The organism is Mesorhizobium sp. (genome assembly GCF_004962245.1).
Classification (GTDB): domain Bacteria; phylum Pseudomonadota; class Alphaproteobacteria; order Rhizobiales; family Rhizobiaceae; genus Mesorhizobium.
Genome location: NZ_SUHQ01000021.1, coordinates 62,031 through 84,171 on the forward strand (window position 1 = coordinate 62,031; position 22,141 = coordinate 84,171).

A 22,141-nucleotide genomic window follows, 5' to 3' on the forward strand; every position below is an offset into this window, starting at 1 on the left:
CGATGCTATTTTGCCGCAAGCTGAGCGGCGACCGTTCTCGCCACCGCCTCGCCCGACAGCCTGGCACCGCCGCATGTCTGCATCAGCGGACCCGCCAGATGCTCCCCGGCGAAGAAAATCTTTTCCGCCACCGGCTGCATCAGCGCGGCGCGCGCGCCCGAACGGCCGGGGCGGGCCGCCGCATAGGCACCGCGCACGAACCGCTCGCCGCCCCAATGGGTCATCATGGCGCGTCCGACATGTTTTCGAATATCGCCGCCGAAGATGGCGCACAGGCGGTCGACGACGAAGTCGATGCCTGCCGCCTCGCCTGCCGCCGACATCTCCCAGGCGAAATCGCCGCCGACGAAACCGACCATCAGGTCGAGGTCGAAGGGAAAGCAAAGGAAGTAGATGTCGTGCCTGGCCAGCCGCTCGATCAGCAGATCGTCGAACGGCTCAAGTCCGAGCCTTGTGCCCCTGATTTCGACCGGCAGTTTGGTCAGCATGCCCATCGGCAGGTCGAAGAAGGCAGCGAAATGCGTGTCGGGCAGCGCCGGCGAGAATTCGATCTCCTCGAAGGCGAGCACCGCCGGCGAGGCGGTGACGATGGCTGCCTTGGCGCGAATGGTGCCGCGATCGGTGACGCAGGCGACGCCTGGCACGTCCCAGAGGATTTTCCGCACCGGCGTCGACAACTCGACCGGCACGTCGGCGCCGAAACGGGCGACCAAGGCGCCAAATCCCTCCTTGGTGAAATAGTTCGGGTCGAGATCGGCGGCGGCCTGAAAATCGCGGATCGATATCTCGTCCTCGTCGGCGCCGAAATCCATCGGCCCGGCGAAGGTGGCGGCGGCGCGCGGTGCATGGCCCCTGGCGAGCAACGCCGAAAGGCGATCGTCGTCGCCATCCTTCACCTCATGCGCGGCCAGCATTTCGAACAGCCTGATATCGGCCACCTTCATCGCGGCCTCTTCGTCCTCGCTCGCCTTTCGGTTGCGATAATAGAGATGGTCGACATTCATGTCGTGATGGTGCAGCGTCCAGCGGGCGGCTTGCGCCTCGGGAAAGTAGGGATTGCGGTCGGCCGCGTGCAGCCAGGCGCAGCCGATGTCGAAAGGCACACCGAAATGCTGGTCGCTGGTCCAGGCGCGGCCGCCGATGCGGTTCATCGCTTCGAACAGCTTGAAGGAAAGGCCGGCTGCGCGCAGGGTCTTGGCGGCGGAAAGTCCCGCCGAACCGGCGCCAATGACCACGACATCAACGTCTTCCATGAATATTCTGGCCCCGCCACAATAATTACTTGATCGTAAGCAAGTTCTCCGGCATTCGCCAGCGCTGCTGCGGGAACGCGTAAACGACTTCTTAGCGCATCGGCTCGAAAATCGATTCCGATTTTCGGAAAGCACGATGCGCAGGTTCTAAAGCGTTAGAGCGACGTGCGTCCACCTGGACGCTCGTCGCTCTAACGGTGACAAGCGGGCGTTTCGCTGGCAAATTCGTATTTGGGACGTGATTGAGGCAACCAGGAGAGCAACATGGCATTTCTTGCCAAGGGAAAGATTTTCGCGGCGGCGGCATTGATGATGCTTGCGGCGGCGACAGGCGCACAGGCCGCCCAGTGCGGCAACACCAGCGCGGGTTTCGAAGCGTGGAAGGCTGAGTTCGCCGCGGAGGCTAGGGCTGACGGTGTACGCTCGAAGGGTCTTGCCGCGCTGGCTAGGGCGACCTACGCAACAAAGACGATCTCCGCCGACCGCGCCATCCATAAGGCGTTCAGCGGCTCGGTGGAAGCTTTCATGAAGCGCCGTGGCGCGTCCACGATCATTTCCAAGGGCCGTTCGCTGAAGAAGTCGAACGCGGCGCTGTTCGACAAGATCGAGGGAACCTACGGCGTGTCGCCGGGTGTGTTGCTCGCCATCTGGGGGATGGAGACCGGCTTCGGTTCCTACCTGGGCAAGCAGAATACGGTTTCTGCCATTTTAACGCTTGCCTATGACTGCCGCCGCCCGGAGTTCTTTTACCCGCATGCCATTGCTGCCCTGAAGCTGGTTGACCGCGGAGCGTTGAGCGCCTCGTCGGTCGGCGCCATGCATGGCGAGATTGGCCACACGCAGTTCCTGCCCGGAAATGTTTTGAAGTATGGCGTCGGCAACGGAAATCTGCGCGATAAGGCCACTGCGCTGGCTTCCACCGCCAACTTCCTCAAGGGTCATGGTTGGCGGGCCGGCGGGAGCGCGCAGGCGAATTTGGGCGCAATTGCTGGCTGGAATTCCGCGAGCGTCTATCAACAGGCCATCGCCCGCATGGCCACGGCGATCGATGCCGATTGATAGAGGTATCCAGATTAATTAACGGAAAGCCCGGCCATGAGCCGGGCTTTTTTGTTGATGGAGCAGGGTCAAAACCCAATCACTCGGAAAGATCAGGTCCGATCTCATCACCACTCTCAATAATGCGCGTAGCCGCTCAACGGGCATTTCCGGGAGCTGGGAATCTGGAAGGTGCCTTCAATACCGTTGCAGGTACGGAACTTGGAGTTTCGCGGCGCCGGGGTAGCCGCCTTTGACTTGCCCTTGATCATCTTGATTTCGGTCGGTTGGTCGAGCTGAGCGTGGCCGCTCAACGGGCATTTCCGGGAAGCGGGAATCTGGAAGGTGCCGTTATTACGGTTGCAGGTACGGAATTCGGACGTCCGCGGCGCCGGGGCTTGCGTAGCCGCCTTTGACTTGCCCTTGATGACCATCCAGATTTCGGTCGGTTGGTCTAGCTGCAGGCTGTTTATGTCGGAGTAGCTGATGCGTCCGGTGCGCACCCCTTCGGCAAGGCGCTGGCAGAACAGGGCCGGCATGCGCTCCTGCGAGACGCCCATGAAAGAGGCGATATCGTGCTTGAGCGTGATGCCCCATGCGTGGACAGCGGTGACACATCCGCCCAAGTTCGCGCCCGGGTTGCGTTTCGCGCTTGCCTCTGACAACTGGCACACCGTCAAGGCGGTGACCGTTGCAAGCAGAATAAAAACACCATTTTTCATTGTGAAAAGCCCCCATGCAGCAAGCGAGAACTTAGATGAAGTCGCCGAAAGGTCAAACAAAACTCTTTTGAGGTGGTTTAATTTCAATTATATTATAACTAACAAATAAAACCCGGCGTCTCCGCCGGGTTTCTCGAATCGTTTCAGCTTTCACGGGATCGGTAGAGTGGCCCCAGGGCGCTGTTCAGATGTCAGCTTTTACGGTTCCGCGCCGCCAGCGTCCGCAGCCTCAGCGCGTTGAGGCGGATGAAGCCTTCGGCGTCCTTCTGATCGTAGGCGCCGCGGTCGTCCTCGAAGGTGACCAGCGCATCGGAGTAGAGCGTCTTCTTCGACTTGCGGCCGGTGACGATGACGTTGCCCTTGTAGAGCTTCAGCCGCACCGTGCCTTCGACATCTTCCTGGCTCTTGTCGATCATCGCCTGCAGCATCAGGCGCTCGGGCGCGAACCAGAAGCCGTTGTAGATCAGCTCGGCGTAGCGCGGCATGAACTCGTCCTTGAGGTGGGCCGCACCGCGGTCGAGCGTGATCGATTCGATCGCCCGGTGGGCTGATATCAGGATGGTGCCGCCGGGAGTTTCGTAGACACCCCGCGATTTCATGCCGACGAAACGGTTCTCGACCAGGTCGAGCCGGCCGATGCCGTTGTCGCGGCCGAGATCGTTGAGCGCGGCCAGCATCGTCGCCGGTGACAGCTTCTTGCCGTCGAGCGCGATCGGATCGCCCTTCAGGAACTCGATTTCGATCTCGGTGACCTTGTCGGGCGCGTCCATTGGCGAAATGGTGCGCTGGTGGACGAATTCCGGCGGCTCGCTCCACGGGTCTTCCAGCACTTTGCCCTCGGAAGACGAGTGCAACAGGTTGGCGTCGACGGAAAACGGCGCGTCGCCCTTCTTGTCCTTCGGCACCGGAATCTGGTGCTGCTCGGCGAAGTTGATCAGGTCGGTGCGCGACTTGAAGGACCAATCGCGCCATGGCGCGATAACCTTGATGTCGGGGTTCAGCGCATAGGCGGAGAGCTCGAAACGGACCTGGTCGTTGCCTTTGCCGGTGGCGCCATGCGCAATCGCGTCGGCGCCGGTTTCTTCGGCGATCTCGACTAGGTGCTTCGAGATCAGCGGACGGGCGATCGAGGTGCCGAGCAGATAGGTGCCTTCATAGACGGCGTTGGCGCGGAACATCGGGAAGACGAAGTCGGAAACGAACTCCTCGCGAACATCCATGATGCGGATGTCCTTGATGCCCATCATCTCGGCCTTACGCCGCGCCGGCTCCAGCTCGCCGCCCTGGCCGAGATCGGCGGTGAAGGTTACGACCTCGGCGCCGAGCTCGGTCTGCAGCCATTTCAGGATGATAGAGGTGTCGAGGCCGCCGGAATAAGCGAGCACGACTTTCTTGACGTCTTTTGGTTTCGACATGCTGGGGGACATCTTGGCGGTTCCGCGACAGGGGGTTCTCGCTGGGCGAGGTATCACGGCGTTTCCGGACTGCGCAAGAGACGAAGGGTGCGACAGGCACGCTGGATCAGCTATTGCGGAAGCCAATCGCTGGCACAGGCACCGTGCTTGCGCTATAGGCTGCGCTGTCTTACGCCTCCTTGGGGCCGCCCATGTCCTTCATTCCCGACGCCACTACGCTGATCCAGTTTGCCATCGCCACCGTGATCCTGGCGATCACGCCGGGGCCCGACATGACGCTGTTCGTGTCGCGCACGCTGAGCCATGGCCGCGCCACCGGCTTTGCCTCGATGGCGGGCGCGCTGTGCGGCACGCTGATCCACACCACGCTGGTGGTGGTCGGCATCTCGGCACTGATCGTCGCCTCGCCTGCGGCCTTTTTTGTCCTGAAGATTTTCGGCGCCGGCTATCTCGTCTTCCTGGCGTGGCAAGCGATCACCAAGGGATCGGCCTTTTCACCGGAGAAGAAGACCGGGCCGCGGAAGATCTCGCTGTTTCGCAGTTGGGCGGCGGGGCTCGGCGTCAACCTGCTCAACCCGAAGATCATCCTGTTCTTCATGACCTTCCTGCCGCAGTTCGTCTCGGCGCACGACCCGAACGCGCCCGGAAAGCTGTTCTTCCTCGGCGCGATGTTCGTCGTGCTGTCGATCCCGGTAACGGCGCCGATGGTGCTGGCGGCGGAAAAATTCTCAGCGGCGATGAAGACCAGCCCGCGCGTCACACGCGTCGTCGACTATTTGTTCGCGGGGGTGTTCTCAGCCTTCGCGCTCAAGATCCTGACGGCCCAGGCGAAGTAGGGCTCTAGAATTCTGAATCTTCGCATCGTGCTTTCCGAACCGAAGGTCAGCGGAGCAAAAATCGATTCCGATTTTCGGGCCGATGCTTTAGCCGATCTGACGCCAGGTTCCGGCCCAGCGTCCGGCGCTCAGCCAGTAGAAAATGCCGCCGACCATGCCGCAGCCGACCACGGCAGCAACGGCGCGCGGATCGGTGACCTCGAAATTGCCATCGGCCGTCTGGTAGGCGAAGCCGAGGAAAACCACCGCGACCACCGCGCCCGCCAGCGCATAGAACAGCCAGTCGCGCCGGCCGAGGATTTCGGAGACGAGGATGACGATGGCTGCCGGCATGAAGGCGAAATAGGCGACGAACAGCGCAACGAATGGAACCGAAAAATACAGGGAAGCGGTCGCCGTAGGGTGCGCGTGCTCCGGCGTGTAGCCCAGCGACGCCAGAAACATGATGTTGAGGAAGGCGCTGGCCGCCAACGAGGCGACGCCATAGCCGATCAGGATGACGGCGAAGCGGATGAGATAGGCAACGAGGCGGTTCACGCCTCGCCGTGCCCCGCGATCATCATTGCTTCCAGTGCCAGCCGGTCGACCTTGCGCATGCGCTCCGACTCCGACTTGAGCTGGCCGCAGGCGGCCAGGATATCACGGCCGCGCGGCGTGCGGATCGGCGAGGCATAGCCGGCATTGTTGATGTAGTCGGCGAATTTCTCGATCGTCTCCCAGTCCGAGCACTGGTAGTTGGTGCCCGGCCACGGGTTGAACGGGATCAGATTGATCTTGGCCGGAATGCCCTTCAGCAGCTTGATCAGCCCCTTGGCATCCTCGATCGAATCGTTGACGTCCTTCAGCATCACGTATTCGAAGGTGATGCGCTTGGCGTTCGACAGGCCGGGATAGGCGCGGCAGGCGGCGATCAGCTCCTTCAATGGATACTTCTTGTTGATCGGCACCAGCAGGTCGCGCAGATCGTCATTGGTGGCGTGCAGCGAGATCGCCAGCATGACGCCGATCTCCTCGCCGGTGCGGAAGATTTCCGGCACGACGCCGGAGGTCGACAGCGTGATGCGTCTTTTGGATAGGGAAAGCCCGTCGCCGTCGGACGCGATCAGCAGCGCCTTCTTCACTGCCTCGAAATTGTAGAGCGGCTCGCCCATGCCCATCATGACGATGTTGGACACTTTCCGGCCCTCGGCTGGCACGATGGCGCCGTCGGGCGTGTTGCGATCAGGGAAATCGCCGAGCCGGTCGCGCGCGGTGAGCAACTGGCCGAGGATTTCCTCCGATGTCAGGTTGCGAACCAGCTTCTGCGTGCCGGTGTGGCAGAAGGAGCAGGTCAGCGTGCAGCCGACCTGCGACGAGATGCAGAGCGTGCCGCGGCCTTCTTCGGGAATGTAGACGGTCTCGATCTCGACCGGCCGGCCGGCGCCGCGCGGCGGAAAGCGGAACAGCCATTTGCGCGTGCCGTCGGAGGAAATCTGCTCCTCGACGATCTCTGGCCTGGCGACGGTGAAATGCCTGTCGAGCTCGGCGCGCAAATCCTTGGAGATGTTGAGCATGCCGGCAAAGTCGGAGACGCCGCGTACATACATCCAGTGCCAGAGCTGCTGGGCGCGCATCCTGGCCTGGCGCTCCGGCACGATGCCTGATGCAACGAGGGCGGCGCCAAGTTCGGGCCGCGTCAGGCCGATCAGCGACGGTTTTTCAGGCGGCGTGGCGTGGGCGCGCAACACGTCACGGGCGCCTTCGGCGGTGAGATCGAACGACAGGGTCATTGTTGGGCCAATATAAGTGGTTTGCGGCCGATTACAGCATCGTGCCCGAAACGAAGCGCGGCGCATAGCACAGGTTGATGGCGAAGTCATGGGTGGTGGCGGTGCAAGGCTCGCCGCAATGTGCCGGCCGGCGGCGTTTTGAAAAAGCAAAGAGCCGGGCTTGCGGGCCCGGCCTCTCATTCAAACCCAGCTTTGGCTAATTGCACTTGGCGATGGACGACAGCGCCGCTGAAATGCCCTTCAGCGAAAAGACATAGGTGGTGGTGTTGCCGCGGCCGGATTTCGCCTGCACCTTCATGTCGCTGCCGGATTTCATCGCGGCGATCAGCACCGGCTCTTCGGCGGCGTTCTCGACCCAGGCCGACTTGCCGCGCGTGAACATCGAAAAGCTCTTGCCGTCGATGGTGACGGTGGCCTTGGAACCTTCCTGGAAATTGTAGCCGGCGATGAATTGCGGCTCGTAAGATACCTGCTGTCCCGGCCGCTGGCTGACGAAGAAGAACATGTCGCCGTGGTCAAGCGTTGGCGGCTGCTTGTCGGTCGGCACGGTCAGCACATAGCAAACCTTGCCGCCCGACGCCTGGTAGCTGTAGGTGCCCCAGGCATTATGCTGGCCGATCTTGGTTGCCGACTGCGCCAGTGCCGGCGCTGTCATGGCCACCAGGACCAGGCTCGAAATTGTAGCAATCAATCCGCGCATCGCTTTTCCCGTATTCCAAATGGTGCGGGGCAGGCCGGCTCGGCGTCCTGCCCGTCGCTTCATTTTGATTTAATCTGGGTTACCAAACGGTGAAGTTCCTTCAGGAAAAGGACATCCACCCCAGGAAACCACCGCCATCCTTGCGCCCGTCGCTCGAAAAGCGGCAGTCGCAATGTCCCTTTGGCGACTTGGAGGCCACGAAAACGGCAAGAGTTTGACTTTTCTGCCTTATCGCCGGCTCAACTGTTGTCGGCAATCGCCTGCTTGGCGGCGAGCCGGTGCGCGGGGGTGATGTGGGCTTTGACGGCGGTGATCGCGGCGGTCAGCACGGCGATGTCGTCGGTAAAGCCCAGTCCGAAGACGAAGTCGGGGACGACGTCCGTCGGCAGCACGAAGTAGCCGAGTGCCGCCACCAAGATGCCCTTGGCGCGCAGCGGCGTGTTCTTGTCCATGGCGCAGTAGTAGGCGGCGACCAGCTCTTCCATGAACGGGATCTGCCGGGCAGCCTTCTTGGCCGTGCGCCAGAATTTCTCGCGCACGTCGCTCTCGTCGCCGAGCTTGTCGCCAAAGCCGAAGAAATCAAAACCGGATTTTTGCGCCATCAGTGTCTCCTAACGAGGCTGTGCGTATCGTTCAACACGCGCCTGCCAGCGGAAAATGTGGTGAAAGCGCTGCCCCTCTACAAGAGTTCAATTGAGCCGGCCCGAAAATCGGTTCCGATTTTCGCTCCGCTGACCTTCGGTTCGGAAAAGCACGATGCATAGGTCCAAAGCGTCAGAGCGTCTCTTGCGCGTCCAGAAGGACGCACAGCGCTCTAATCGAAATAGCGGTCCATCTCCTTGGCCAGTTCGAAATCGAGCGCGGTCAGGCCGCCGGCATCGTGGGTGTTGAGCGTCACGTTCACCGTCTTGTAGACATTCGACCAGTCGGGGTGATGGTCCATCTTCTCCGCCGCCAAGGCGACGCGGGTCATGAAGGCAAAGGCTTCGGAGAAGTTCTTGAAGATGAAGGTGCGCGTGATCGAGCCGCCATCCCCGGCCAGCGACCAGTCGTCGAGGCCGGCCAACGCTTCAGCGACCGCCTCCTTGCTCAGTTTCTCTCTCGCCATGCTCTCTTCCCGTGCTATCTGGATTCGCAGTTCTCAGCATAGTGCCCGATCGATGAGTGCAAAGCCGATAAAATCCATTCTTTTCGTCTGTCTCGGCAATATTTGCCGCTCGCCATTGGCGGAGGGCGTGTTGCGCGCTGTCCTGGCGGAGCGCGGCCTCGATCGGGATATCCTGCTCGATTCGGCCGGAACCAGCGACTGGGAAGCCGGCTCGGCACCAGACCCGCGCTCCATGTCGATCGCAGAGCGGCACGGCATCGACATTTCCACACAGAGGGCGCGCAAGCTGACGCCAGACGATTTTTCCCGTTTCGACCTTATTCTCGGCATGGACCGATCGAATCTTCGGGATCTGAAAGCGCTGGCGCCCGCCGCCATGCGCGACCGTGTCCATCTGTTCCTGGAGTTCGCCGAGGGAAGGGTGAGCGACGTGCCGGACCCCTATCACGACGGGCCGGACGCGTTCGCCTCGGTCTACCGCATGATCCGCGAAGCGTCGGAGGCGTTGGCGACCCGGATCGAGGTGCGGCTGTCGGCACCCGACAGCGGCCAGGCCTCCTCGACGATGTAGGGTCCGCCACCCACCGAATCGCGCGACGACATCAGGACGAAGCGACCGACACGGAAGGGCAGCGTCGAAAAATTGCCGCGTGCCGACAGGTATTGGGCGACGTCGAGCGGGCTCGAATTGCGCAGCCTGGCCAGTGTCACATGCGGCATGAACTTGCGCGGGTCGGCAGGGATACCAAGGCGCTGGCAGATGCGCTCGATCTCGCTTTGCAGCGCCGAAAGATCAGGCGAGGCGGAAACGCCGGCCCACACCGCATGCGGTTTTTTCTGACCGAAGGCGCCAACGCCGGACAACTTCAACGAGAAGGACGGGCGATGGACGCGGTCGAGTGCGTTGGCGATCTCGTCGGCGACATGGCCCTCGACATCGCCGATGAAGCGTAGCGTCAGATGGTAGTTCTCGACGTCGATCCAGCGGGCTCCGGGCAGGCCGCCCCGGAGCAGGGACAGCGAAAGGGCGGCGTCACGTGGTATTTCGAGGGCGGTAAAAAGACGCGGCATGGTAAGCCTCCTGTCCTCGAATCGAACTCTTGTCCCTAGCGAATCATCGATAATCGAGCGGGGCAAGTGGTTTGTTGGTCGCAGCCCCACCTAAAATCTTCTCCCAACCCATCGGCCCGAAAGAAACCGATTTGCCAGCGCTGATCTTCGGTTGGAAAGCACGAACGGAACGCATGCCGCCACCGAACTCTCCTCCTCAGGAATTGTCTTGCACTGCTGTGATGGCCTTTTCGACGGCCGGCAGGATGCGCTCGACCATAAGGTCAACGCCCCGCGCATTTGGGTGCAGACCGTCGAGCTGAAAGGCGGGCTCACCGGCGACGCCGTCGAGAAAGAACGGATAGAGCGGGACGCCGTATTTTTCCGCCAGTTTCGGGAAGATCGCGTCAAAGCCGTTCTGGTAGTCGGCGCCGAGATTGGGTGCGGCGCGCATGCCGGCCAGCAGCACGGCGATCTTGCGCTGCTTCAACTTCGCCAGCATGGCGTCCAGGTTCTTTCGCGTGATGTCGGGAGAAACGCCACGCAGCATGTCGTTGGCGCCGAGCTCGAGGATGACGAGCTGCGTGCCGTCTGGCACCGACCAATCGAGCCGCGACAGGCCGCCACTCGACGTATCGCCGGAAACGCCTGCATTGGCGACCGTCACATCGTGGCCCTTGGCGCGAAGTGCTGCCTCAAGTTTTTGGGTGAAGCCTTCGTCCGGTCCGAGGCCAAAGCCCGCCATCAGGCTGTCGCCGAAGCCAACGATCTTGAAGGGCTCGGCGCGCGCCGACGAAATGGCGCCGCAGATTCCGAGAAAAAGGATGAAGGCTGCGGCAAGAGTGTGTTTGAAAGCCATGCGGCAGGCCCCATATGACCAAGGACATTTTGTTGGCGGCAGGCCGAATTCCGGCCTCCCCTCATCCCATATAGGACGATTTCATTTTGACAGAAGCCGTCATCGCGCTGAAAGACGTATCGCTGACGCTCGGCGAAGGAGCGTCCTCCGTCCATGTGCTGAAAGGCGTCAGCCTCGATGTCGCGAGCGGCGAGGCAGCCGGTATCGTTGGGCCGTCGGGCTCGGGAAAGTCGACGCTGCTGATGGTTCTTGCCGGCCTGGAAAGGGTCGATTCGGGTACGGTACGAATTGCCGGCGAATTGCTGGGTGGCAAGAGCGAAGACCAGGTCGCATCGTTTCGGGGGCGAAACATCGGCATCGTCTTCCAGTCCTTCCATCTCATCCCCAACATGACGGCGCTTGAAAATGTCGCAGTGCCGCTGGAACTTGCCGGCCATGCCGATCCGTTTGGCGTGGCGGCGCGAGAGCTGCAGGCGGTGGGCCTGAGCGACCGCGTCACCCATTATCCCGGCGAATTGTCCGGCGGCGAACAGCAGCGTGTGGCGATCGCCCGGGCGCTGGCGCCTTCGCCGCGCATCCTGATCGCCGACGAGCCGACCGGCAATCTCGATCAGGCGACGGGGCGGCAGGTCGCCGACCTTTTGTTCGCCAAGGCGGCCGAGCGCGGCATGACGCTGGTGCTCGTCACCCACGATCCGGCGCTCGCCGCACGCTGCTCCCGGCAGGTGTCGATGCGGTCGGGCCGGATCGAGGACGCGCCAACGCCGGCTCAGAAGGCCGGTAAGGTGCCGGCCTGATGCCGCTGTCGCGCACGCTGAAGCTCGCCTTCCGCTTCTCGCTGCGCGAGATGCGCGGCGGGCTGTCCGGGTTCCTGATCTTCCTTGCCTGCATCGCGCTTGGCGTTGCGGCGATCGGCGGCGTCAATTCGGTGGCCCGGGCGATTACCGCCGGCGTCGCCAACGAAGGCCAGTCGCTGCTCGGCGGCGATCTTCGTTTCCAGCTCAATCAGCGCGCCGCGACGGAAGCGGAGCATGTCTTTCTCGACGGGTTGGGTGCGGTTTCGCACAGCGCCAACATGCGCTCGATGGCGCGGCTCGAGGACGGCTCCGACCAGGCGCTGGTCGAGGCCAAAGCGGTCGATGGAGCCTATCCGCTCTATGGCGCGCTGGAGACCGAGCCGGCGCTGTCGAAGCAGGAATTGTTCGACGAAAAATCTGGTGTTTTCGGCGCTGTCGCACCCGACCTCTTGTTCGAGCGGCTGAACCTTGGGATTGGCGACCGGCTGAAGCTCGGCGGCGCCACGTTCGAACTGCGGGCCAGGCTCGTCAACGAGCCGGACGCGGTGTCCGACGGTTTCGGCTTTGCGCCGCGGCTGATGATCTCGACGGAAGGGCTTGTCGCTTCCGGCTTGATCCAGCCCGGCAGCCTGGTCGAAAATGCCTACAAGATCCGCCTGCCCAGCGGCGCCAGCGAAGCGCGCATCAAGGCGATCCAGGATCAGGCCGCGGAGGATTTTCCCGAGGCTGGCTGGTCGATCCGCACGCGCAGCAATGCGGCGCCGGCGCTGTCCTCCAACATCGAGCGGTTCTCGCAGTTCCTGACGCTGGTCGGGCTGACGGCGCTGGTGGTCGGTGGCGTCGGCGTGGCCAATGCGGTGCGCGCCTATCTCGACGGCAAGCGCGGCGTCATCGCCACCTTCAAGAGCCTGGGCGCTTCGGGCGGTTTCGTCTTTGCCGTCTATCTTGTGCAGATCCTGATGATCGCCGCCCTCGGCATCGCGCTCGGGCTTGTGCTTGGCGCGCTGATGCCGTTCGCCGCCAGCGCGGCACTCCACTCGGTCATTCCGGTGCCGGCGGAAGGCGGGTTCTATCCCGGCGCGCTGGGCATGGCGGCGCTGTTCGGGCTGCTGGTGACGCTGGCTTTCGCCTTGCTGCCGCTTGGCCGTGCGCGCGACGTGCCGGCGACGGCACTGTTTCGCGAAATGGGTTTTGAGAGCCGCGGTTTTCCGCGTCCGCTCTACCTGATGGCGGCGCTCGGCATCGCGCTGCTCCTGGCGGCGCTGGCCATCCTGTTTTCCGGCGACCGCCGTATCGCCTCGATCTTCGTCGGCGCCACCATTCTTGCCTTCCTGGTGCTGCGCATCGTCGGCGCTCTGGTTCAATGGGCCGCCAAGAAAAGCCCGCGCGTTCGCTCGACGGTGCTCAGGCTCGCTATCGGCAACATCCATCGGCCGGGCGCCTTGACGCCGTCGGTGGTGCTGTCGCTGGGACTGGGGCTGACGCTTCTGGTGACGCTGGCGCTGATTGACGGCAATCTCAGGCGGCAGATTTCCGGCAGCCTGCCGGAGCGGGCGCCGAACTTCTTCTTCGTCGACATCCAGAGCAGCGATGTCGATGCGTTCTCCGCGCTGGTCGGCAGGCAAGCGCCGCAGGGCACGCTGGTCAAGGTGCCGATGCTGCGCGGCCGGGTGATGGCGCTGAACGGCGTCGACGTCGACAAGGTCAAGGTTCCGGCGGAAGGGGCCTGGGTGCTGCGCGGCGATCGCGGGCTGACCTACGAGGCCAGGCTGCCGCAGAATGCGACGCTGACCGAAGGTACATGGTGGCCGGAGGATTATGCCGGCGAGCCGCTGGTGTCGTTTTCGGCCGAGGAAGGCGCAGAGATCGGGCTGAAGCTCGGCGACACCATCACCGTCAACGTGCTTGGCCGCAACGTGACGGCGAAGATCGCCAATTTCCGCCAGGTCGAGTGGGAGACGATGGGCATCAACTTCGTCATGGTGTTCTCGCCCAGCACATTTGCCGGCGCGCCGCATAGCTGGCTGGCGACGCTGACCGAAAAGGGCGCGTCAGGGGCGGACGATGCCCGTGTTCTCAACGCCGTCACCCGTGCCTTTCCCGCAGTGACGACGGTCAGGGTCAAGGACGCCCTCGACATCGTCAACCGACTGGTGGCGCAACTCGGCACCGCGATCAGGGCTGCGGCCGGCGTGGCGCTGATCGCCTCGGTACTGGTGCTGGCTGGCGCGCTCGCCGCCGGCAACCGGGCTCGCATCCACGACGCGGTGGTGCTGAAGACGCTGGGCGCCACCAGGAAGACGCTGATCGCGGCCTTTTCGCTGGAATATTTGCTGATCGGCCTCGCCACGGCGATCTTCGCGCTGGCGGCCGGCGGGGTCGCGGCATGGTTCGTTGTCGCGCGCGTCATGACGCTGCCATCGCATTTCATGCCTGATGTGGCGGTGGCAACCATCGTCTTCGCGCTGGTGGTGACGGTCGGCATTGGCCTCGCCGGCACATGGCGGGTGCTGGGCCACAAGGCGGCGCCGGTGCTGCGCAATCTCTGATCCGCAAAGATCTGCGGGTCCAACGCGGCCGCAGCGCCAAGTTTTCCTGGACGTGCAAAGAACGCTAGCACTTTGATTTCGCGGACGATGCCTGTCGAAAATCGGTCGATTCTCGCGGTCATGCGACCGGGTTTTGATTAAATCTGGTTAATGTTGCGGCCTGAAGGGCCAATAAAACCGGATTTCCGGTACTTCACGAAGCATTACGTCCGGTTACGCTCTTGTTCTTGACGCCAAGAACCATCATATTTCGCCGCAGGCATGCTGGAGCCCCGCCAGCGGCGCCTGGGTTCAAAATGGACCTGACACCGGACGGGGCAGAAGCAATATGAGGATTTCCATGGCTGAACCCCTTCGCAATTATCAGACGCGCGCCGTACCCGGCGCCCGCGTCGATGCTGCCATCGACCAGGGCCTGCGCGCCTACATGATCAAGGTCTACAATCTGATGGGGCTTGGCCTCCTCATCACCGGCCTTGCGGCGGTCGGCACGGTCATGCTGGCCACCACCACCGATCCGGCTTCGGCGGTCGCTACGTTGCCGAACGGCGATATGCTAACCTCCTTCGGCTACGCGATCTTCGGCTCGCCGCTGAAATGGCTGGTGATCTTTGCGCCGCTGGCAGCGGTGATGTTCCTGTCGTTCCGTGTCCAGTCGATGAGCGTTTCGGCCGCGCAGACGACGTTCTGGGTCTATGCCGGCCTCGTCGGCCTGTCGCTGTCGTCGATCTTCCTGGTCTACACCACCGCCAGCATCTCGCAGACCTTCTTCGCCACGGCCGCCGCCTTTGGCGGCCTGTCGCTCTACGGCTACACGACCAAGCGCGACCTTTCCGCGTTCGGTTCGTTCCTGGTCATGGGCCTGATCGGTCTGATCATCGCGATGGTGATCAACATCTTCCTGCAGTCGTCGGCGCTTTCCTTCGCCGTTTCGGCGATCGGCGTGCTGATCTTTGCAGGTCTCACCGCCTACGACACGCAGAACATCAAGGAGATGTATTTCGAGGGTGACGAGACGGATGTCGCCGGCCGCAAGGCGATCATGGGCGCATTGAGGCTCTATCTCGACTTCATCAACCTGTTCATGTTCCTGCTGCAGTTCATGGGCGATCGCCGTTAAGGCAATCTCTTGAGTCTCTGGACCAGCGATTTTTGAAGGGCGGCCCAACGGCCGCCCTTTCCTTTTGTACCGGCCTTTGCTGTGATGGAAGGCAGATGGACGACTTGCATAAATTATGAGCAGCATCACGATACGGGCCGCGACTTCGGCCGATCTCGACCGGATCACGGAGATCTATGCCGATGCGGTGACCCATGGCACGGCGAGCTACGAACTGGAGCCGCCGAGCCGTGCCGAGATGGGCCAGCGCTTCGACAGTTTGATAGCGGGCGGCTTTCCCTATCTGGTGGCGGAAAAAGACGGCATCGTGCTCGGCTATGCCTATGCCGGCGCCTTCCGGCCGCGCCCAGCGTACCGCTTTGTCGTCGAAGATTCCGTCTATGTCGCGCCCGAGGCCAAGGGCCAAGGCGTCGGGCTCAAGCTGATGCGAGGGCTGATCGAGGCGGCAGAGGCGGCGGGTTTCCGCCAGATCATCGCGGTGATCGGCGACGGCCGGCCGGACAGTGCCTCGGTGCGGCTGCACGAGAAGCTCGGCTTTCGTCATTCGGGTCGCCTGGAAGGCTCCGGCTACAAGCATGGACGCTGGCTGGACACGGTGTTCATGCAATTGTCGATCAATGACGGGGCCCTGGCTCCGCCGGATCCCCGCTCTTTGCCGGAACGGAAATTCCGTCAATAAATTTAGCGCATGACCCCGGAAACCGAATTCGGTTTCCGGAAAGGATCATGCGCAGATTCAAAGCGTTGGAGCGTCCTTTGCGCGTCCAAATGGACGCGCGGCGGTCTAATGAGTTAGGCTTCGACCAGCTTTAATCTGCGGTCGAAGACGCCAAGCACGCGGCCAAGTTCCTGGCCGCGCTTGAGGATGCGGCCGCCGGCGGCAATGACGGTGAATGCGCCTTGCCGGCGCGCCAGTTTCGGATCCTTGACGATCTGGAACAGCGGCACCTCGCTGGTGCGGCGAAACACGGAAAAGACGGCGCGGTCGGTGAGATGGTCGATGGCGTAGTCGCGCCATTCATTGGCGGCGACCATGCGCCCGTAAAGCCTCAGGATCTGGTCCAGTTCGCGCCGGTCGAACCGCACCGGCTGGTCGAGGTGTTCGCGTCTTGCCTCATACAGCGGGATCAGTATTGCGGATGCGTCTCCATCCTCCGTCCCACTGCCGTGATCAGTCATGCCTCGATCCCTTCGAATGAATCTTACGCCGACCAAAATTGACGCTTTCGCCGTGGAATTGCAAGCCCAGCCGGGCACAGGCGGCGCCGTACCGTTTCCGCAGTGTCCAGTCACGTTTATAAAACGTTCGTTGGAATTGGTGATGCTTCGCCACAATCCTGCCTTCTTTTATCCGCGCTAATGCCCCAATGTCCGACGAATTTACGGGTGTTGCCTGAGACGGTTCGGTCCGGCACTGGCTCGTAAACCCCAAGCCCCCCGCCCACGGGTCTGCGTCGGATCGAACCAACCTCGGTTTTTCCTTGGAAAAATCGGGTGCGACGATCCCAAAAACCTAAATAACCGGCGTCAGAAGCAAGCTGACGTCGGTTTTTTATGTCTGGATGGAAAGTGGACGGCTAAAGCGGAATGCGCGGCCGGTTACCGCTGGTGATGAAGGCGGCGCCCAGAATCGGCCCCGGCAGGCCGTCTTCGCCAACCGATTGCAGCAACACGGCGCAGCCGCCCTTCTTGGACTTCTTGGAAATCTCGCTCATCGGCAATTCGTAGCGTTGCGCCTTGCCGTGCCACATGCCGGCCGTCTGAATGCCGGTGACGGCGTTCCAGTAGGTCATGCTGCGGCCGGAGTTTTCGCCCTTGGCGATCTTGATCGTCTGCGGCGGATCGAAATAGACGATGACGAGATGGGCATCGCTAGGCCCGCTTCCGGCATCGCCGGCGTCGATCATGACGCGATCGCTGGTCTGGCTGACCTTGATGCTGACCCGCATGCCCTCGCCTGATCTCTGCATGCGGGCGAGCGCGCCGTCGACTTCCTTGCGGCTGGCGCCGCTGACATGGCTGCGGCCATTGATGACGGCCTGCGGCGTATAGACCGAGCGGCTGCCGAAGGCGCGCATATACTCATATTGCCGCTCGGTGTTCTCCTTGCGGCTCAGCGTGTCCTTCCAACCGAGGTAATCCCAGTAGTCGACATGATAGGCCAGCGCGACGATGTTCTCCTTGGCGGCAAGCTCGGCGAAGAATTTATCGGCCGGCAGGCAGGAATTGCAGCCTTGGCTGGTGAAGAGCTCGACCACGCCCAAAGGTTTGTCGGTCAAGGATCTGTCAGTCTGGGATTTGTCGGCCTGGTCGGCTTCGCCGGCAAGCGCATTGCCGGCAAGTCCGGCGCCGGCAAACACCGAGAGGGCCAGCGCAAGTGCCGCAAGCCGCAATGGTCTTCGAGGTGTCATAGCCGTTTCGACTCCCGCCGGTGACGCCGGCCTTATTCTGATTGGCGAAATATTTGGCAGAAGCGGCACTCAACGGGAAGTCACGTTGCGGTGAAACTTTGCCATTGCAACCAACTGCAAGGGCGCAATAGGAAGGGCCACACTTCACGGTAGAAGCCGATTCGGGCAACAATCAGCATGTGGCAAACCCTCCTGACGCCAGTCGACCTTTATTGCGAGCGGCTCGGGCCGGAGCTTTGGGCCGAACCGGTCAACGCACTGACCAATCTGGCTTTTCTTGCCGCGGGCCTGTGGGGTGTCCGGGAGGTGCGCCGGCGCGGCACCGGCATCTTCGCCGAAGTGCTGGCCTGGTGGGTGGTGGCGATCGGCATCGGCTCGACGCTGTTCCACACTTTTGCAACGTGGGGCACGGTCTGGGCCGACGTCCTACCGATCGCCGGGTTCACGCTAGCCTACACGCTGTTCAACCTGCGCCGCTTCCTGGGCATGAAATGGGGCGCGGCGATAGTCGTCTTTGTCGCCTTCTATGCCGTTGCCGGGCTGTTGACATGGGCCGTGCCGGACTGGCTGCGCCAGGCGTCGAACGGCACGACCGGCTATCTGCCGCCCTTCCTGGCGCTCGCCTTCTTCGGCGCCGTCGTGGTGGCGAGTGGCAACCGTGCCGGCTGGTACAACCTGGCGGGCGCGGCAATCTTCGTCGTATCGGTCATCTGCCGGATAATCGATCCGCTGGTCTGCGGCAGCTTTCCGCTCGGCACGCATTTCCTGTGGCACATCCTCAACGGGCTGATGCTCGGCGTGCTGCTGGCGGCGACGGCGCGGTTTGGGAAGGCAGTAGGCAGTAGGCAGTAGGAGTCCTATCCCCTACTGCCTATGCCCTATTCCCTTGCTGCTTTAAGCTGCCAGATCGCGCAACACGTATTGCAGGATGCCGCCGTTCTTGAAGTAGTCGAGCTCGTCCAGCGTATCGATGCGGCAGATGATCGGAACGTTCTTCACCGTGCCATCGCCAAAGGTGATTTTCGCGATCATCTTCTGGCGCGGCTTGATGGCGCTCAGTCCGTCGATCTCCACCTGTTCGTCGCCCTTGAGGTTGAGCGAGGCCCATGAGGTGCCCTCCTCGAAGACGAAGGGAATGACGCCCATGCCGACCAGGTTCGAGCGGTGGATGCGCTCGAAGGATTGGGCGATGACGGCGCGGACGCCCAGAAGGTTGGTGCCCTTGGCCGCCCAGTCGCGCGACGAGCCGTTGCCGTATTCGACACCGGCGAAGATGACCAGCGGCACGCCTTCCTTCTTGTACTCCATGGCGGCGTCGTAGATCGATGTCTCTTCCTTCGACGGATAGTGGATGGTGTAGCCGCCCTCGCGGCCGTTCTCGCCCAGCATGTGGTTGCGGATGCGGATGTTGGCGAACGTGCCGCGCATCATCACCTCATGGTTGCCGCGCCGCGTGCCGTACTGATTGAAGTCGGCGACGCCGACGCCATGGTCGGTGAGGTATTTGCCGGCCGGCGAGGCCGCCTTGATGGAGCCGGCCGGCGAGATGTGGTCGGTGGTGATCTTGTCGCCGAACAGGCCGAGCACGCGTGCGCCCTTGATGTCGCCGATTGTGCCGAAGCCTGATGTCATGCCAGCGAAATAGGGCGGGTTCTGCACATAGGTCGAATTGTCGTCCCAGGCGTAGGTCTGGCCTTCCGGAGCCTTGACGTTTTGCCAGTACTCGTCGCCCTTGAAGACATCGGCATATTTGCGCGCGAACAGTTCGCGCGTCACGTTCTTCTCGATGAACTCCTGGATCTCGACCGAACTCGGCCAGATATCCCTGAGGTAGACCGGATTGCCGTCACGGTCCTCGCCGAGCGGCTCGGTGGTCAGATCCTTGGTCACGGTCCCGGCCAGCGCATGGGCGACCACCAGCGGTGGCGAAGCGAGGTAGTTCGCCTGCACGTCGGGCGAGACGCGGCCCTCGAAATTGCGGTTGCCGGACAAGACCGCGGCAGCGATCAAACCTTTGTCGTTGATGGTCTTGGAGATCGGCGCCGGCAATGGGCCGGAATTGCCGATGCAGGTGGTGCAGCCGAAGCCGACCAGATTGAAGCCGATCTGGTCGAGTTCCTTCTGCAGGCCGGATTTCTCCAGATATTCGGCGACGACCTGGCTGCCCGGCGCCAGCGATGTCTTGACCCACGGCTTCTGCTTGAGCCCAAGCCGGTTGGCGTTGCGTGCCAACAGCCCGGCGCCGATCAGTACGCTCGGGTTCGAGGTGTTGGTGCAGGAGGTGATGGCGGCGATGACGACGTCGCCATGGCCGAGATCATGATCGGTGCCTTCGACGGCGTAGCGTTTGTCGATTTCGGCGGCCTTCCGGTATTCGGTCTCCATGGCCCTGGCAAAGCCGTCCGGAATGCCTTCAAGTGCTACGCGGCCTTCCGGACGCTTGGGGCCGGCCATCGACGGCACGACATCGCCGAGATCAAGCTCGAGCAGATCGGTGAAGACCGGGTCGGCAGAGCCGGCATCGCGCCACATGCCCTGCGCCTTCGCGTATGCCTCGACCAGCGCGATGCGGTTTTCCTCGCGGCCGGACATGGTGAGGTAGCGGATGGTTTCGCCATCGACCGGGAAGAAGCCGCAGGTGGCGCCATATTCGGGCGCCATGTTGCCGATGGTGGCGCGGTCGGCCAGCGTCATGTTGGACAGACCCGGACCGAAGAATTCGACGAATTTGCCGACGACGCCCTTCTTGCGCAGCATCTGCGTGACAGTGAGCACGAGGTCGGTGGCAGTGACGCCTTCCTTCAGCCTGCCGGTGAGCCGGAAGCCGATGACTTCGGGCAACAGCATGGAGACGGGCTGACCGAGCATGGCGGCCTCGGCCTCGATGCCGCCGACGCCCCAGCCGAGCACGCCAAGGCCGTTGATCATGGTGGTGTGCGAATCGGTGCCGACGCAGGTGTCGGGATAGGCGGTGGTTTCGCCATCTTCAGTGTTGGTCCACACGACCTGGCCGAGATATTCGAGATTGACCTGATGGCAGATGCCGGTGCCGGGCGGCACGACGCGGAAATTGCGGAAGGCCTGCTGGCCCCATTTAAGGAATTTGTAGCGCTCCTCGTTGCGCTCGTACTCAAGCTCGACATTGCGGGCGAAAGCCAGCGGCGTGCCGAATTCATCGACGATGACCGAGTGGTCGATGACCAGATCGACCGGCACCAGCGGATTGATTTTTTGCGGGTCGCCGCCGAGCGAGGCCATGGCGTCGCGCATGGCGGCCAGGTCGACCACGGCCGGAACGCCGGTGAAATCCTGCATCAGCACGCGGGCCGGGCGATAGGCGATCTCGACGCCGGCGGTGCCCCTGTCGGTCAGCCAGCCGGCGACCGCCTGGATGCTCTCCTTGGTGACGGAACGGCCGTCCTCGTTGCGAAGCAGGTTCTCCAGCAACACCTTCATCGAATAGGGCAACTGGGCGATGCCGGTGAGGCCGTTCTTCTCGGCCTCGATGAGGTCGTAATAGACATAGTCGGCGCCGCCTGTGGTGAGCGTGCGGCGGCAATTGAAACTGTCGAGGGATTTTGACACGTGCGGTCCGTCCTTGTCTGTTCAGCCTGAAAGGGAACGGACGCCGATGGCATGCAATCACGCGCAAAGGTGCGGGTACGGCCATTTCCGCTGTCCGCTCCCAGCCAACCCGAGCCGTTCAAGGCGGCGCGTGCGCTGGTTCGGCGCTAATTCTGTTCCCGTGCCGACCGCTGGCACGGATGACCCGCATATAGAGAATTTCCTGGAATAGTTCTAGACACGGAATCGCCATTTTTGTTGCGGTGCACCGAAGCCGCGCTTGGATTTTCGGCGAAGGGGAACGAATGCGGCTGATCGCCGAAAATCTGGGCGGTGAACGCGGCGGCGAGACGGTCTTTTCCGGCGTCGGCTTTGCCCTCGAAAAAGGCCAGGCGCTGATTGTCACTGGGCCGAACGGCGCCGGAAAATCGACGCTGCTCAGGGTCGTCGCCGGGCTGCTGCCGGTGGCGGCAGGCCGTTTGCTTATCGAAGGCGGCGGCGAGGATTTTCCGTCGGTTGCCTCGGCCTGCCATTATCTCGGCCACCAGAACGCGATGAAGACGGTGCTGAGCGTGGTGGAAAATCTGCGCTTCTGGCGTGATTTTGCGGGCGCGGATTTCTTGAGCGCTGAAGAGGCGCTGGAAACGGTCGGGCTGGATGGTATCGGTCATCTGCCGTTCGGCTATCTCTCCACCGGGCAACGCCGCCGCGCTGCGATCGCAAAACTGCTGGTCAGCCGGCGCCCGTTGTGGCTGCTCGACGAGCCGACGGCCGGCCTGGACAAGGCTTCGGAAGGACGATTCGCCGTGCTCATGCGGAAGCATCTGGAAGGCGGAGGCATCATCGTCGCGGCGACGCATCTGCCGCTGGGGCTAGAGGGGGCGCAAGCGCTGGTGATGGGGAGGGTTGAATAATGCAAGTCTCATTTCTTCGCGCCCCCCTCTGTCCTG

22 protein-coding genes are annotated in these 22,141 nt (G+C 62.5%); 9 read left to right on the top strand and 13 right to left on the bottom strand.

Annotation, left to right across the window (positions count from 1 at the left end; translation table 11 throughout):
* Positions 1-5: 5 nt before the first annotated feature.
* The gene (locus tag E5X88_RS21775; protein ID WP_292164946.1) at positions 6-1,253 is read right to left on the bottom strand and encodes an NAD(P)/FAD-dependent oxidoreductase; all 1,248 of its coding nucleotides are present in this window, start codon (positions 1,251-1,253) and stop codon (positions 6-8) included.
* 264 nt (positions 1,254-1,517) lie between these two features.
* Here E5X88_RS21775 and E5X88_RS21780 point away from each other — a divergent pair, with 264 nt between their 5' ends.
* Positions 1,518-2,312, top strand: coding sequence for a lytic transglycosylase domain-containing protein (locus tag E5X88_RS21780; protein ID WP_292164947.1), 795 nt, complete (start codon positions 1,518-1,520; stop codon positions 2,310-2,312).
* Positions 2,313-2,428: 116 nt separating this feature from the next.
* On the opposite strand, the gene E5X88_RS21785 is transcribed toward E5X88_RS21780, so the two are convergent.
* Together E5X88_RS21785 and E5X88_RS21790 are read right to left on the bottom strand one after the other, a co-directional pair.
* Complete coding sequence (locus E5X88_RS21785; RefSeq protein ID WP_292164948.1) at positions 2,429-3,013, bottom strand: hypothetical protein; 585 nt, start codon at positions 3,011-3,013, stop codon at positions 2,429-2,431.
* Positions 3,014-3,204: 191 nt separating this feature from the next.
* Positions 3,205-4,428, bottom strand: coding sequence for an argininosuccinate synthase (locus tag E5X88_RS21790; protein WP_292164950.1), 1,224 nt, complete (start codon positions 4,426-4,428; stop codon positions 3,205-3,207).
* Between the two features lie 191 nt (positions 4,429-4,619).
* Here E5X88_RS21790 and E5X88_RS21795 point away from each other — a divergent pair, with 191 nt between their 5' ends.
* The gene (locus E5X88_RS21795) at positions 4,620-5,264 is read left to right on the top strand and encodes a LysE family translocator (protein WP_292164951.1); all 645 of its coding nucleotides are present in this window, start codon (positions 4,620-4,622) and stop codon (positions 5,262-5,264) included.
* 87 nt (positions 5,265-5,351) lie between these two features.
* Here the strand turns inward: E5X88_RS21795 and E5X88_RS21800 are convergent, their stop codons facing one another.
* The 5 genes from E5X88_RS21800 to E5X88_RS21820 all read right to left on the bottom strand — a co-directional run bounded on the left by E5X88_RS21800 (position 5,352) and on the right by E5X88_RS21820 (position 8,841).
* Entirely contained in the window at positions 5,352-5,801 is a 450-nt protein-coding gene (locus tag E5X88_RS21800; protein ID WP_292164952.1) for a hypothetical protein, read from the bottom strand.
* On the bottom strand, positions 5,798-7,033 hold the full coding sequence (gene rlmN, locus E5X88_RS21805; protein WP_292164954.1) for a 23S rRNA (adenine(2503)-C(2))-methyltransferase RlmN: 1,236 nt from the start codon (positions 7,031-7,033) through the stop codon (positions 5,798-5,800). Before rlmN ends, E5X88_RS21800 begins: the two co-directional genes overlap by 4 nt.
* 196 nt (positions 7,034-7,229) lie before the next feature.
* Positions 7,230-7,733 (bottom strand): invasion associated locus B family protein, encoded by a 504-nt coding sequence (locus tag E5X88_RS21810; RefSeq protein ID WP_145719734.1) that lies wholly within the window; start codon positions 7,731-7,733, stop codon positions 7,230-7,232.
* Between the two features lie 239 nt (positions 7,734-7,972).
* A complete protein-coding gene (locus E5X88_RS21815; RefSeq protein ID WP_292164959.1) occupies positions 7,973-8,335 on the bottom strand; it encodes a YkvA family protein in 363 nt (120 codons plus the stop codon).
* Between the two features lie 212 nt (positions 8,336-8,547).
* Positions 8,548-8,841, bottom strand: coding sequence for a 4a-hydroxytetrahydrobiopterin dehydratase (locus E5X88_RS21820; RefSeq protein WP_292164960.1), 294 nt, complete (start codon positions 8,839-8,841; stop codon positions 8,548-8,550).
* A 52-nt stretch (positions 8,842-8,893) separates the two neighbouring features.
* On the opposite strand from E5X88_RS21820, the gene E5X88_RS21825 reads away from it, so the two are divergent.
* Positions 8,894-9,412 carry a low molecular weight protein-tyrosine-phosphatase gene (locus tag E5X88_RS21825; protein ID WP_292164962.1) on the top strand — a complete coding sequence of 173 codons (519 nt, stop codon included), beginning with the start codon at positions 8,894-8,896 and terminating at the stop codon, positions 9,410-9,412.
* Here the strand turns inward: E5X88_RS21825 and thpR are convergent.
* Together thpR and E5X88_RS21835 are read right to left on the bottom strand one after the other, a co-directional pair.
* On the bottom strand, positions 9,316-9,912 hold the full coding sequence (gene thpR / locus E5X88_RS21830) for an RNA 2',3'-cyclic phosphodiesterase (protein ID WP_292164963.1): 597 nt from the start codon (positions 9,910-9,912) through the stop codon (positions 9,316-9,318). The two genes, E5X88_RS21825 and thpR, sit on opposite strands and share 97 nt — an antisense overlap.
* Positions 9,913-10,108: 196 nt before the next feature.
* The gene (locus E5X88_RS21835) at positions 10,109-10,750 is read right to left on the bottom strand and encodes an arylesterase (protein WP_292164964.1); all 642 of its coding nucleotides are present in this window, start codon (positions 10,748-10,750) and stop codon (positions 10,109-10,111) included.
* Positions 10,751-10,836: 86 nt separating this feature from the next.
* On the opposite strand from E5X88_RS21835, the gene E5X88_RS21840 reads away from it, so the two are divergent.
* From E5X88_RS21840 to E5X88_RS21855, 4 genes are all read left to right on the top strand, one after another.
* Positions 10,837-11,547, top strand: a complete 711-nt coding sequence (locus E5X88_RS21840) for an ABC transporter ATP-binding protein (protein ID WP_292164966.1) — start codon at positions 10,837-10,839, stop codon at positions 11,545-11,547.
* On the top strand, positions 11,547-14,096 hold the full coding sequence (locus E5X88_RS21845; RefSeq protein ID WP_292164968.1) for an ABC transporter permease: 2,550 nt from the start codon (positions 11,547-11,549) through the stop codon (positions 14,094-14,096). Before E5X88_RS21840 ends, E5X88_RS21845 begins: the two co-directional genes overlap by 1 nt.
* 340 nt (positions 14,097-14,436) lie before the next feature.
* Entirely contained in the window at positions 14,437-15,216 is a 780-nt protein-coding gene (locus E5X88_RS21850; protein ID WP_292164970.1) for a Bax inhibitor-1/YccA family protein, read from the top strand.
* Between the two features lie 115 nt (positions 15,217-15,331).
* On the top strand, positions 15,332-15,895 hold the full coding sequence (locus E5X88_RS21855) for a GNAT family N-acetyltransferase (RefSeq protein WP_292164973.1): 564 nt from the start codon (positions 15,332-15,334) through the stop codon (positions 15,893-15,895).
* A 113-nt stretch (positions 15,896-16,008) separates the two neighbouring features.
* Here the strand turns inward: E5X88_RS21855 and E5X88_RS21860 are convergent, their stop codons facing one another.
* Entirely contained in the window at positions 16,009-16,395 is a 387-nt protein-coding gene (locus E5X88_RS21860; protein WP_292164976.1) for a DUF2794 domain-containing protein, read from the bottom strand.
* Between the two features lie 398 nt (positions 16,396-16,793).
* Positions 16,794-17,627, bottom strand: a complete 834-nt coding sequence (locus tag E5X88_RS21865; RefSeq protein ID WP_292164978.1) for a thioredoxin family protein — start codon at positions 17,625-17,627, stop codon at positions 16,794-16,796.
* A gap of 177 nt (positions 17,628-17,804) precedes the next feature.
* Between E5X88_RS21865 and E5X88_RS21870 the strand changes: the two genes are divergently transcribed.
* Complete coding sequence (locus E5X88_RS21870) at positions 17,805-18,479, top strand: ceramidase domain-containing protein (RefSeq protein ID WP_292164980.1); 675 nt, start codon at positions 17,805-17,807, stop codon at positions 18,477-18,479.
* A gap of 42 nt (positions 18,480-18,521) precedes the next feature.
* Here the strand turns inward: E5X88_RS21870 and acnA are convergent, their stop codons facing one another.
* The gene (gene acnA, locus E5X88_RS21875) at positions 18,522-21,212 is read right to left on the bottom strand and encodes an aconitate hydratase AcnA (protein WP_292164982.1); all 2,691 of its coding nucleotides are present in this window, start codon (positions 21,210-21,212) and stop codon (positions 18,522-18,524) included.
* Positions 21,213-21,496: 284 nt separating this feature from the next.
* On the opposite strand from acnA, the gene ccmA reads away from it, so the two are divergent.
* Positions 21,497-22,105 carry a heme ABC exporter ATP-binding protein CcmA gene (gene ccmA, locus E5X88_RS21880; protein ID WP_292164985.1) on the top strand — a complete coding sequence of 203 codons (609 nt, stop codon included), beginning with the start codon at positions 21,497-21,499 and terminating at the stop codon, positions 22,103-22,105.
* Positions 22,106-22,141 lie beyond the last annotated feature (36 nt).